The organism is Paenibacillus sp. P3E, assembly GCF_001909045.1.
In the GTDB taxonomy this organism is placed as follows: domain Bacteria; phylum Bacillota; class Bacilli; order Paenibacillales; family Paenibacillaceae; genus Paenibacillus_AQ; species Paenibacillus_AQ helianthi.
On record NZ_LVWH01000212.1, the window covers coordinates 16,889 to 29,616 of the forward strand.

The window sequence follows — 12,728 nt, forward strand, 5'->3', positions numbered from 1 at the left end:
TCACTCTCCCTATCTCCGCATCAGCTTCGGTTCAAAGCCGACACGTAAAATATCACCCAGCACATTAAAGCTCAGTACAGTCAGCAGGATCAAAAGACCCGGGAACAGCGCGAGATAAGGCGCCTGGGCAATATAGCCCTGCGCGCTGTTCAGCATGCTGCCCCACGTCGCATTCGGCGGCTGCACGCCAAACCCGAGAAAGCTCAGCGAGGATTCCATCATAATCGCTGAAGCGATATTGTTCGTCGCACCTACGATAATGACCGGGACCAGGCCGGGAAGAATATGCCGCCAAATGATGCCGGAGGCGCTTTGTCCTGAAGCTTTGGCATAGAGCACATATTCACGTTCCTTGATCGTCATCGTCTCTGCCCGGACAACCCGCGCCACGTTCATCCACATCAAGAGGGCAATAATAATGATAAGGTTACCGACGCTTGGCTTCAAATACACGCTGAGCAGCAGCAGAATGAGAAAGGACGGGATCGACATGATTACATCCAGCATCCGCATCAGCAGATTATCCAGCCAGCCGCCAAAGTAACCGCTGATTACACCTATGGTAGCCCCGATGCCTGTTGCCACAATCATCGAAGCGAAGCCGACCAGGAGAGAGATGCGCCCGCCGTATAGCGCTCTCGCCAGATAATCGCGGCCATAATCGTCCGTACCGAACCAGTGGCCGGCACCCGGCGGCTTGAGCCGGGCCATGGCCTCCATGGCATTGGGATCATAGCCGGACAGAAAGGCAAACACTGCCCCAAGCGTGAACACGATCAGAGTCAGCAAGGCGGCGACACCCAGACCGTTCGCAAACAGCTCGTCTTTTACATTTTTCCATTTACTGCGGTTCATGAGGTCACCCCTTTAGTTGGATTCGCGGGTCCACGAAGCTGTAGAGTATATCTGCCACCAGATTGCCAAAGATCAGCATCAGGGAGGAGAACAGGGTAATCCCCATGATTAGCGGATAATCCATTCCCTTGACTGCTGTCATGCCCAGTGAGCCGATGCCCGGCCAGGAAAAAACCGTCTCCGTCACGATAGCACCCGCCACCAGATCCCCCATCGACATACCGAGCAGCGTAATCACCGGCAGCAGCACATGCTTCAGGACATGACGGAACAATATCGTCGACTTTTTGGAGCCAAAAGCATACTGAATCTGTACATATTCCTCCTTCAGCTGCCCAATAGTGCTGGAGCGGATATAACGCACATAACCGGCAAGAAAACCAAAGGCCAGCACGGAGCAAGGCAAAATGCCGTGCTTAAGCACATCCGCCGCGGATTCTACCCCAATGGTGCGCATGCCCATGCTTGGGAGCAGGTGCAGCTTGATCGCGAACAGGTACATCAGCAGAATCGCCAGCCAGAATAATGGAATGGAGATTCCGACATAAGAAATGAAGTTAATCAGCTTGTCGGCCCAGCGGTTGCGGTTCGCTCCGGCAATCAGGCCGAGCGGAATTGAGAGCAGCACAGCCAGGGCAATCGCGCTGCCCATCAGACCGGCGGTTGCCGGCAGGCGCTCCAGAATTTGCCCAAGGACGGGCTGGTGATTAACCAGGGAATACCCGAAGTTCCCCTGTGCCATTTCTTTGATCCAGATAAAATACTGAATATAGGCCGGTTTGTCCAGTCCCAGGTTATGACGGATACGCTCAATGTCATCCGCATGCATATTCGGTGTAACAAAAGACAGCACCGGATCTCCCGGAGCCAGCTTGATCATGGTAAAGCACACTACCGACACAAAGAACAGCATCGGCAGTGTTTGCAGCAATCTTCGTACGATGAGTTGTCTCATACGCAGCTTCTCCCGCTCCCCGCCGGCAAAAAAATAAGCTGGGCGGCCCAGCTTATTTTTTCCCGCACTTATTTTTCCCGCGCTTATTTCTGATAGATCTTGGACAGGTCTTCGAAAATCACGACAGGCTTCAGTACCGCTTCTTCAAGACCGCCGTAGTTCTTGGAAATAGCGACAACGGTTTTGGTATATGCGATGGGATAGATCGGCGCATCCCCGGCGACGATCTCTTGCGCTTTTTTGTAAATATCCGCACGTTTGGCTGGGTCGGCTTCACCCGCACCTTCATTCAACAGCTTGTCGACTTCAGGATTCGCATAATGCGAATAGTTCGAAGACGCTCCCGAGGTGAACAGAATGCGGTAAGCATCTGGATCATAACCCATAATATAGCCGGTCAGGGCCAGTTCGAAATCAGTAGCCTTCAGGTCAATGAACTTCTGAACCCAGGCCGAAGAATCCATACTCTTCAGTTCAACATCCACGCCGACGGCCTTCAGCTTCTGCTGTACATACAGCGAGATGGCTTCCTGTGCCTTGTTGCCGCTCTGCACGATGAATCTCAGCTTCAGATTGCTGACTCCTGCGGCTTGGAGCATTTCCTTGGCCTTCGCTGCATCGTTATCAAAGGTAGGCACATCATTCGTGAAGTACAACGCATCCGGAGTCAGGAAGGATTTAGCCGGATCCGCATATTCACTGGAAGTGTAGGCGGTCTGGATGATCTCATCACGGCTGAGTGCCAGTGACAGGGCTTGACGGACTTCTTTTTTGGCCAGGACACCGGTATCACTGTTCGCATTGAACATCAGATACGACAAACGTCCTTCGGCGTACGGCAGGATTTCAAAGTTGTTGGTCGCTTGAATCGTGCTTACATCCTTAGGATCAAGGTATTGCACATTAATTTCACCGTTCTGCAAGGCCAGATTGGCTGCGTTCGCATCCTTGGCAATCCGGTAGGTCACTGAATCCAGGTGCGGCTTGCCGCCGAAATAGTTGTCGAAACGCTCCAGTGTCAAATATTCGCCTGCTTTGTATTCTTTGAACTTGAATGGGCCGGAGCCTACCGGAGCAGCGTTTTTGGTGCTTTTCTCAATATCGGTTTCATTCTCAAAAATGTGTTTTGGAATCGGAGTGACCTGCACCAGCGTAGCCTCGAAAGCCGGACTGACCTGCGGCAGCTTGAATTCCACAGTCAGATCGTCCACCTTCGTGGCGGTGATTGGTTGGTCATTAATCAGGAAGTTAGCCCGCAGGAAGCTGTTCTGCTTCTCATCCAGAATCTTATCGATAGTGAACACTACGTCATCGGCTGTAAGCTTCTCCCCATCATGCCAGGTAAGTCCGCTCTTCAGCTTCAGTGTATAGGTAAGATTATCGGCAGATGGTGTCAGGCTGTCCGCCAGATAAAAGGTTTTCTTCCCATTGTTGACCTGAAACAGCGGCGCGTACAGCGCCTGGTCAATCGTCAGGCTGACACGGTCGCCCGCATAGTTCGGATTAAGCACTACCGGGTCGGCTGCTACACCGATAATCAGGCTTCCACCATCCTTCGGCCCTTCGCCCGCAGCAGGCTGCTGTGATTCTGCAGGCGTCCCGCTTGCTGCCGGTGATGCGGCGTTGTTCCCCCCGGAGCACGCACTAATCAAAAATGTTAACAATATGATAGCTATAACCCCAGATAACCCTCTGCGCATATCTTTCTCTCCTCCATTGTCTATGAGCAAGCTCACTCTTTATTTTTCTGAATTATATATCGGAATACTCGGAATTACAATGGATGGGAATTAACATAAATGTAACACGAAGGAAAAACATGGTTTGAACTCTTTATCCCGCAAAAAATGAGGGTTAGTCCAGTACCTCTGCAAATATATTGAATACATATAATCCATACATCTATCTGTACTGGAGTGGACCATGATGAACGAGAGCAAGAAGCGGGTGCTGCTTGGCAGCCCGATTCACCAGAAGCCGCAGATTCTGCAGGAATTCCTGAATTCTCTGCTGCGCTTGCGGCGCGTAAATTTCGAACTGGATTTCTATCTGATCGACGACAACGAGGATGAGGCATCCAGCCGTGTGCTTGAGGCCTTTGCAGCCCGCAGAAATGAAGTATTCCTGCAATCCTCCGGCCTTCATGACGCCTATATCCGCAATGATACAACCCATTTCTGGAACTCCAGCCTCGTCTGGAAGGTGGCGGGCTTCAAGAACCTGATGATCCGGCGGGCTGAAGCCTTCGACTATGATTATCTGTTCCTGATCGATTCCGACCTGATTCTGCACCCGGACACGCTGCTGCACCTGATTGGAACAGACAGGGACATTATTTCCGAGGTCTTCTGGACGCAATGGCAGCCGGGCACCCTGCTGCAGCCGCAGGTCTGGATGCATGATGAATACAACCAATGGGAAGCAGAGCCGGGCGAGCAGCTCAGCCAGGAGGAAATCAACCGCAGATTCCACCAGTTTCTGGCCAAGCTACAGCAGCCGGGCATCTATGAAGTTGGCGGACTGGGCGCATGTACCCTGATCAGCCGTAAGGCGATTACTGCAGGTGCAAGCTATGACAGGGTCCGCAATATCTCCTACTGGGGCGAAGACCGCCACTTCTGCATCCGCGCCGCCGCCCTGGGCATTCCACTCTATGTGGATACCCATTATCCGGCGCTGCACCTGTACAGGGACAGCGACCTTGACAAGGTGGCAGATTTCATCCGGCTCTGCGGGGTGGAACCAGAGGTTCTTGCCCAGGAGGACGCAGAGAATGAAAGAGCTGAAGAAGCGGTAGGGCAGGCTGAAGCTGAAACAAGGGAAGAGACGGAGGACAGGGTCGGGGAGAACGAAGGGCACAAGCGGACTGCACCAGATGGTGCCGGGGCTGAAGCGGCTGCACCACCCGCCGCCCGGGACGGCGCCAAGCCTTGGACGGAGGCGGAGGCCCTACAGCGACTGCACAAGGCGCCGCTGCCGGAAGCGGGAACAGACAGCAACAAGGCTGCCCGTGCGGCAGCTGAATTTGCTGTATCTTTTGAAAGACGGGCTGCACTCCGCAGACCCAAGCTGACCCTGACCATGGTGGTCAAGAATGAAGGCCAGCGGTTCCTGCGGCAGGTTCTGCAGACGCACCGCCAGTACATCGACGAGGCGGTTATCATCGACGACGGCAGCACCGATGGTACGGCTGACATCTGCCGGGAGGTTCTTCAGGGGATTCCGCTTCACCTTGTGCGCAACAGCATCTCCAAGTTCAGCAATGAATCCGAGCTGCGCAAGCAGCAATGGGAGGAGGTTGTGAAAACTGATCCCGAATGGATACTTAGTCTGGATGCGGATGAGATTTTTGAAGAGCGGTTTGCCGGAGACATCGACAGCCTGCTGCGTGAGGACAACTGCGATCTGTTCTGCTTCCGCCTGTACGATTTCTGGGATGACCGTCATTACCGTGAAGACAAGTATTGGCGCTCCCATCTGAGCTACCGGCCCTTTCTGATCCGCTACCGCAAGGATTTCAGCTATGCATGGAATGATCTCCCCCAGCACTGTGGACGGCTGCCGGAGAATGTTTTTGAGCTTCCCCATCTGCTAAGCAATCTGCGGCTGAAACACCTGGGCTGGTCCAAGGCAGAATTCCGGCTGGATAAATATCTGCGCTATATGCTGCTTGATCCTGATGGCCAGTACGGCTGGAAAGAGCAGTATATGTCCATTCTTGACCAGCATCCTAATCTGGTTCCTTGGACAGAGTGAGCGGTGGTATAATGAACCTCATGCGGTTAGAACCCTAACCAGGACGCACTTTAACTCCAGGAGGTACATCTTGAAAGCTGATCCGGCTCTCCATTCCGCTTCATCCAAACGCAATTATACACTGCAGCTGCTGACTGTATTCATTGGCTATCTGATCTTCGGCTTTTCTGAAAATATCAAAGGTCCCGCCATTCCGCGTATCCAGAGTGATCTCCGGCTGGATGAGATGCAGCTCGGTACCCTGCTGTCGCTGAACTCACTCGGGTATCTGCTGGCTTGCACCTTCACTGCCCTGCTGATCCGCAAGATCGGCATCAAGGCGGTAAGCTTGATCGCCTTCGGTTCCATGGCCGTTTCCGGTGTGTTCATCTTCCTCTCTCATAGCTACCCGGCGCTGTCAGGCTCTTTTTTCCTGATGTATATCGGCAACGGCATGCTGGAAATCGGTCTCGCAGTGCTTGGAGCAAGGATCTTTGTGAAGAATACCGGGACGATGATGAACCTGTCGCACTTCTTCTATGGGCTAAGCTCGACCGTCGCTCCGCTGATCTCCTCCGGGCTAATGACGGTGACGGTATTCGGCCATATGCTGGATTGGCGCGGAGTGTATCTGATGATTCTGATGCTGTCCATGATTCCTATGATTCCAGCGTTTCTGGGCAAGTTCCCCGGCGATGCCACACGGACAGAGGACCGGATCCCGCTCTCCGCGATTTCCCGTGATCCGGTCATTTGGCTGCTGGTTGCTGTTCTTTCGTTCGGCGTGATCTCAGAGCTGGCTGTCGGCGGCTGGCTGGTCAATTTCCTGGAAAAAGCCTACGGCTGGGAAACACCAGCCGCTGCCGGCATGCTGTCCGCGTTCTTCCTCTGCTTCACGCTGGCCCGGCTTGTGCTCGGACCCCTGACGGACAAGATCGGCTTCGCATTGTCGCTGATTGTGTTCTCTGCCTTCACGGGCATCTGTACTTTCGCCGCTATCCTCTGGGGAGAATCGGGGGCGTTCCTGTTCGCCATCGCCGGCTTCGGTGTCGCGCCCATTTACCCGACAGTTATGGCACTGCTCGCTGACCGCTACCGCAATGGAAGTGACACGGCAATCACCTTCGTCGTCACCCTTATCGGTGTAGCCAGTGTGCTGGGCAACTACTTCATTGGTGCCATCACCGAAGGGATTAAGGAGCTGTTCTCCTCGGGACAAGAGGAAGGCATCGGACTGCTGCGCGGACTGCAGGCCGGCTACGGCTTCATCGGACTGTGCGCGCTGCTGTGCTCCGTTTCGGCATACTGGCTGTATCGTCATTTGAAAATAAGGGAGCAGCTGATGTAAGGGGGCTTGTCAGGTGCTTTAGCTCCGGCGTCTGTATCGTGACAGGTCCAAAAAAAACAAGCGTCCCCAGCCTTAACGGCTTGTGGACGCTTGTTGGCCTGGAGCATGAGGCACTCTAAAAAAGGCTGCTGAATATATACAGAGAAGCAGCTAGGTTCGCGGCGGATGCAACCAGCAGCAGCACATAATTGGCATACTGTCGTGACCCTGCTTTTGCCTGCGTGGTTCTGGTCTCAAACGCCTGGAATAAACACATCATACTTAGGCTTGAGCTCATCAATAGCAACCCTATATTTTCATTAGGCTTGATAAATACAAGAATCGCAAAGACAATGACTGCCGCCGAGAAAAAATAACGAATCCCTTTTAACAAAGATATGTTCCTGATTATCTCACCCCCGCCCGGTTCATGCCGCAAGCCGTCATTAGATTTCCGGCCATTACATCACCATCTACTCTATCTATTTTACTGGAACAAACTGGGATGTGATAGAAGAAATAACACGTTTGCTTTGCTCAGTGAAATTGGGCAGTATAGCGTGTAATTCAACAGCCGCAATGAATTTCGCAGCTGTTGAATTGTACGAAGTACAGCTATCGGTCTCATCATTCTCTGCAGCTGGCTCGCCGCCATTTCCATTAAATAGTGTTAAGCGCCTCTGCCGGCTTCGGATGACTGACCGATACGGACAGTTCGCCTCCAGCCTCGTTGACTTCTATTACCGAGCCTTCTTCTGCCTCACCTGCAATCAGGGCGCGCGCCACACGGGTCTCCAGACTCCGCTGGATGAACCGTTTGAGCGGTCTTGCGCCATATACCGGATCAAAACCTTCTCTTGCGATAAACCGTACCGCTGACTCGCTAAGTACAAGCCCAACGCCGCGGTCTGCCAGACGCAGGCGGAGTCCATCTACCAACTTGACCACAATCTGCTCAATCTCAGCCAACTGGAGCGGTTTGAACATCACAATGTCGTCTACACGATTCAGGAACTCCGGCCGGAAATGGCCGCTCAGCTCTTTCATGACCCGGTCCTTGACAGCATTCGTAAGCTCACCGTTGTCATCGGTGCCCTGAATCAGATGCGGCGAGCCGATGTTCGAGGTCATGATGACAATCGTATTCTTGAAATCCACCATCCGGCCCTGTGAATCGGTCAGCCGCCCGTCATCCAACAGCTGCAGCAGGATGTTGAATACATCCGGATGGGCTTTTTCCACCTCATCTAGCAAGACTACCGTGTATGGCTGTCGGCGCACCGCTTCGGTAAGCTGGCCGCCTTCCTCATAACCGACATACCCCGGAGGCGCACCCACAAGCCGGGAGACGCTGTGCTTCTCCATATACTCCGACATGTCGATGCGGATCATGCCGTCTTCGCGGTCGAACAGCGACACCGCCAGCGCTTTGGCCAGCTCAGTCTTGCCGACACCTGTCGGCCCGAGGAACAGGAAGGAACCAATCGGCCGGTTCGGGTCTTTAATGCCTGCTCTGGCCCGGAGCACCGCATCCGCCACTAGCCGGACGGCCTCCTCTTGTCCTACTACCCGCTCATGGAGCGTATCCTCCAGCCGCAGCAGCTTATCCCGTTCACCTTCAACCAATTTCGTCACTGGAACACCTGTCCAGCGGGATACGATATCGGCGATCTCCTCTTCGGTCACAGCTTCACGCAGCAGCCGGCTCTCCTGATCTTGCGAAGCGGCATCCTCTGCAGCCTTTAGCTGCCGCTCCAGATCGGGGATAATGCCATAGCTCAGCTCTGCAGACTTGTTAAGATCGTAGACCTCCTGCGCATCCACCAGGTCTTTCCGGGCCTGCTCCAGCTTTTTCTTCAGCTCACGCAGCCCCTGAATGGCCGACTTTTCTTTCTCCCAGCGGGCCGTCATGCCCAGATGCTTCTCCTTGAGATCGGCCAGCTCACGCTGCAGGGTTTCCAGGCGGCGCTTGCTGGCGTCGTCGGTTTCTTTTTTGAGCGCTGCTTCTTCAATTTCCATCTGCATCAGACGGCGGGTAACCTCGTCCATCTCGCCCGGCATGGAGTCAATTTCCGTCCGGATCATGGCACACGCTTCGTCCACCAGGTCGATGGCCTTATCCGGCAGGAAGCGGTCCGTAATATACCGGTTCGACAGAACACCAGCGGCTACCAGCGCGCTGTCATGGATTTTCACCCCGTGATGGACTTCGAAACGCTCCTTCAGCCCCCGCAGAATGGAGATGGTATCCTCCACATCCGGCTCGTTGACCAGTACCTGCTGGAAGCGGCGCTCCAGCGCCGGGTCCTTTTCAATATATTTGCGGTATTCATCCAGTGTCGTCGCCCCGATACAGTGCAGCTCGCCGCGCGCCAGCATCGGCTTCAGCATGTTGCCAGCATCCATCGCGCCTTCGGTTTTACCCGCACCGACAATCGTATGCAGCTCATCGATGAACAGAATGATCCGTCCGTCACTCTCTCGGATCTCCTTCAGCACCGCCTGCAGCCGCTCCTCGAACTCTCCCCGGTATTTAGCCCCAGCGATCAGCGCACTCATATCGAGCGAAAAAATCGTCTTATCCTTCAATCCCTCCGGTACATCCTTACGGACAATCCGGTGGGCCAGCCCTTCAACAATCGCCGTCTTCCCGACACCGGGTTCACCGATCAGCACCGGATTGTTCTTGGTTTTGCGGGAGAGAATGCGGATGACCCTGCGAATCTCCCCATCACGCCCAATCACGGGGTCAACCTTGCCCGCCCGCACCTCGGCCACCAGATCGCGCCCGTATTTCTCCAGCACCTCATAGGTCGCTTCCGGTTCCCTGCTTGTCACCCGCTGATGGCCGCGAATCTCCGCCAGCACCTCCAGCAGCTTGTCACGCGTCACGCCCCGGCTGGTAAATAGTCTGCTGAGTTCCCGGTTCCCGCTGCTGGAATCTGACACCATCGCAAGCACCGCGTGTTCCACCGCCACGAATTCATCCTGCATCTGTGCAGCTTCCTTCTCGGCCTGCTCCAGCACGGCGATCAGCGACGGCGAGGCATACCGCCGCATCGTCCCTGCGCCGGAGCCGCTGACGCTGGGCTTCCGCTGCAGCAGTTCTTCCGTACCCTGCATCAGCTCAGGTACGGGGATATTCATCTTCTGCAGCAGGCGCGGCAGAAGACCCTCATGCTGCTGGAGCAGCGCCTTGAGCAGATGGAGATTGTCAATCTCCTGATGCCCGGCGGCGGCTGCCAGCGACTGCGCTGCGGCAACCGCCTCCTGCAGCTTCTGTGTTAATTTGTTGAAGTCCATTTCCTTCATCACCTTTCTGTGGTTTTGCTTGTTCGCCGGGAACCGGGCGACCGCGGCGCGCCCAACAACGGCGTTTCTGCCGTTGTTTCCGCCTGTTCCGGCCGCGGCGCGGGCTCGCGCCCGCCCGACCCTTAACGCATCGCGGCTTTGCGCCGCGATGCACCCGGGCCCTTCCGCTTGGGCCCGGCCTGGAAGCTGCCAGCTTCGGACAGCTGGCGGTACAGCTTCTTCTCCGCCTCCGTCAGGTCGGCGGGAATCACAATCTCCACCGCGAACAGAATATCACCGTTCGCGCCATTCGGCCGCTTCAGGCCCCTGCCGGAGAGGCGCAGCGTCTGGCCTCCGGCCATCCCGGCCGGGATCTTCAGCTTCACGCTGCTGCCGTCCGGCAGCGGAACCTTGGCTTCGCCGCCAAGCACGGCCTGCCACGGCGCAATTTCTACCGAGCCATACAGGTCCCCGCCCTCCGGTTCATAGATTTCATGCGGCAGGAGCTGCAGCGAGATCAGCAGTTCACCGCCCTGCGCTGCTCCATTCCCGCTGCTGCCGGGAATCCGGAGTACGGTTCCCTCAGCGGAACGGGCCGGAATGTTGACATTCACGTCTCTCCCGCCAACCTGGACCCGGATGTATCCGCCTGTATACGCCTGCTCCAGTGTGACCTCAAGCTGCGCCTGCATCGTACTGCGGGCCTCGCCAAAAGGATTGCCGGCGCCCCCGCTGCCCGAGAAAAAATCAAATCCTGCCCGGTCCGCAGCCCCCCTGCTGCCGAAAAACATGTTAAACAAATCCTCGCCCTCCATACCGCCGCCGGAGGAGGTGGAGCTGCCGCTCCAACCTGTACCAAAAGGCGTCTCCCCATACGACGCAGACGAAGCTCCGCCCCGCCGCTGCCCCTTGCCGGCTGCTGCGCCGCCGAAACCGTAACGGAGCTCCTCGTCATAGGATTTTCTTTTCTCATCATTGCCCAGTACTTCGTAGGCTTCCGCCGCTTCCTTGAACTTGGCTTCCGCCTCCGGTGCCTTATTAACATCAGGATGCCATTTCTTGGCGAGCTTCTGGTAGGCCTTTTTAATCTCCTGCCTAGAGGCCTTTTCCCCTACTCCCAAAGCTTCGTAATAGTTTGCCGCCAAGGATACCTCCTCCTTTCGTGAACTAGAGCCGTATTCCTTGTCTACCTTTAATTACCCTATTTTCTATTGCGGTGCTGTAGAAGCTACAGCTGATCTATTTCGTGAAAAGGCGCACCATAGCCGGAATTCCCACTACAATGCGCCTGTATGATGGTGCTATATGAAAAGCCCGGTGAATCGGCTGTTCCTGCAGGGATCTTAGGGGAACGGCGCTGGCCGCGGCCCGGAAACCCTTTTTACCAGCCCATCCGGCCGGACTTGAACGTCTGCTTCCTTCAACATTTACAATCCATTGTGCATACGCTCAGCGCGCTCCGCTTCCCCCGGATGCCTGCCACATGCCCTTCCTGATTTGCTTTTATTGAAGCTGCTCACCGGAGTTGCCGCTGTCCTGAATCTCAATGCGTTTGCCCAGCGGTTTTTGCCGTTTCGGTACTGACAGCGTTAGCAGGCCGTCCTTCAGCGAAGCGCGAATCTCATCCTCAGCAATGTCCTGTACGTAGAACCGGCGGACATACTCTCCATATCGGCGTTCTCTGCGCACCACCTGATGGTCCTTGTTTTCCTCACTGTGTTCTTCCTTGCGCACTGCCTTAATCGTCAAATAAGGGCTGGCATAATCAATGTCGATTTCCTCTTTTGTGAAGCCGGGCAGTTCCGCCTCGATCAGATACGCTTGCTCACTCTCACGAATATCTGTACGGAAGGACAGGGTGGAGCTTTTCATCGGTGCAAAGAAATCATCATTAAACACTTCATTCAGGGACTTGGCCAGCACACCAAAAGCATCATCTCTGCGTTTTCCAAAAGGAACTAAATCAAACATCTCTCATTCTCCTCTCTTTGACTTTGACTTTATTTGACCTATGTCTTTATTATAGCCCCCTTACCGGGGGAAGACAAAACCTGTATAAGCCGAAAAACCGGGGAAATCCGGCATATCAGCTCATTTTTGAACCCAAATTTTAGTGTTATTCTTTTTTTGACCTTATTTGACCTTTGTGGCTGAATAACGCTCCCGGTACTCATTCTCCAGCATGCTCATCATCACGGCGTCATGGTACTCATGGTTATAGAAAAGCGTCTGGCGCCGCACGCCCTCCCGGACAAAGCCAATGAACTCACGTGCGCTGCACGTGTATTATATGCATAAACCTCAAGTTCAATCCGGCACGCGCCATTGTAGCCATATATTCCGATTTAACAATTCTCCCCCTATTGTATGGATAATTTATTTATACGACTGTATCGCCCATTCACCTTTTTTATATACCAGCCAATATTCTGAATTAGCCTTCGCCTTATGTCGTTCCATGTTGTTATAAACATCATCAAAATTCATAATTCTTCCAATGATATTAAAAGGGATTTCTACACTGTTCCGAAATTTTACAATTCTATATAAATCAATCAGTATTCC

At 54.3% G+C, this 12,728-nt stretch carries 9 protein-coding genes and 1 pseudogene; 2 read left to right on the plus strand and 8 right to left on the minus strand.

Annotation, left to right across the window (positions count from 1 at the left end; translation table 11 throughout):
• Window positions 1-9 precede the first annotated feature (9 nt).
• The 3 genes from A3842_RS27100 to A3842_RS27110 form a co-directional block, all read right to left on the minus strand.
• Window positions 10-855, minus strand: coding sequence for an ABC transporter permease (locus A3842_RS27100; RefSeq protein WP_074103368.1), 846 nt, complete (start codon window positions 853-855; stop codon window positions 10-12).
• Between the two features lie 4 nt (window positions 856-859).
• Window positions 860-1,810 (minus strand): ABC transporter permease, encoded by a 951-nt coding sequence (locus A3842_RS27105; protein ID WP_074088856.1) that lies wholly within the window; start codon window positions 1,808-1,810, stop codon window positions 860-862.
• Between the two features lie 83 nt (window positions 1,811-1,893).
• Window positions 1,894-3,510: an ABC transporter substrate-binding protein gene (locus A3842_RS27110; protein ID WP_074103369.1), complete on the minus strand. Its 1,617-nt coding sequence runs from the start codon at window positions 3,508-3,510 to the stop codon at window positions 1,894-1,896.
• Window positions 3,511-3,736: 226 nt separating this feature from the next.
• On the opposite strand from A3842_RS27110, the gene A3842_RS27115 reads away from it, so the two are divergent.
• Window positions 3,737-5,566, plus strand: a complete 1,830-nt coding sequence (locus A3842_RS27115; RefSeq protein ID WP_074103370.1) for a glycosyltransferase family 2 protein — start codon at window positions 3,737-3,739, stop codon at window positions 5,564-5,566.
• A gap of 70 nt (window positions 5,567-5,636) precedes the next feature.
• A complete protein-coding gene (locus A3842_RS27120) occupies window positions 5,637-6,893 on the plus strand; it encodes an MFS transporter (protein WP_256701892.1) in 1,257 nt (418 codons plus the stop codon).
• Window positions 6,894-7,008: 115 nt separating this feature from the next.
• On the opposite strand, the gene A3842_RS27125 is transcribed toward A3842_RS27120, so the two are convergent.
• From A3842_RS27125 to A3842_RS33065, 5 genes and pseudogenes are all read right to left on the minus strand, one after another.
• Window positions 7,009-7,266: a hypothetical protein gene (locus tag A3842_RS27125; RefSeq protein ID WP_074103371.1), complete on the minus strand. Its 258-nt coding sequence runs from the start codon at window positions 7,264-7,266 to the stop codon at window positions 7,009-7,011.
• Between the two features lie 266 nt (window positions 7,267-7,532).
• A complete protein-coding gene (gene clpB, locus A3842_RS27130; RefSeq protein WP_074103372.1) occupies window positions 7,533-10,175 on the minus strand; it encodes an ATP-dependent chaperone ClpB in 2,643 nt (880 codons plus the stop codon).
• 131 nt (window positions 10,176-10,306) lie between these two features.
• Window positions 10,307-11,308 (minus strand): DnaJ C-terminal domain-containing protein, encoded by a 1,002-nt coding sequence (locus tag A3842_RS27135; RefSeq protein ID WP_074103373.1) that lies wholly within the window; start codon window positions 11,306-11,308, stop codon window positions 10,307-10,309.
• Between the two features lie 358 nt (window positions 11,309-11,666).
• Window positions 11,667-12,134 (minus strand): Hsp20/alpha crystallin family protein, encoded by a 468-nt coding sequence (locus tag A3842_RS27140; RefSeq protein WP_074088850.1) that lies wholly within the window; start codon window positions 12,132-12,134, stop codon window positions 11,667-11,669.
• A 405-nt stretch (window positions 12,135-12,539) separates the two neighbouring features.
• A pseudogene (locus A3842_RS33065) lies at window positions 12,540-12,728 on the minus strand (hypothetical protein); the annotation flags it as partial.

Coding starts and splice junctions, on each gene's coding strand:
- A3842_RS27100 (WP_074103368.1), bottom strand. CDS start 855: ATGAACCGCAGTAAATGGAAAAATGTAAAAGACGAGCTGTTTGCGAAC.
- A3842_RS27105 (WP_074088856.1), bottom strand. CDS start 1,810: ATGAGACAACTCATCGTACGAAGATTGCTGCAAACACTGCCGATGCTG.
- A3842_RS27110 (WP_074103369.1), bottom strand. CDS start 3,510: ATGCGCAGAGGGTTATCTGGGGTTATAGCTATCATATTGTTAACATTT.
- A3842_RS27115 (WP_074103370.1), top strand. CDS start 3,737: ATGAACGAGAGCAAGAAGCGGGTGCTGCTTGGCAGCCCGATTCACCAG.
- clpB (WP_074103372.1), bottom strand. CDS start 10,175: ATGGACTTCAACAAATTAACACAGAAGCTGCAGGAGGCGGTTGCCGCA.
- A3842_RS27140 (WP_074088850.1), bottom strand. CDS start 12,134: ATGTTTGATTTAGTTCCTTTTGGAAAACGCAGAGATGATGCTTTTGGT.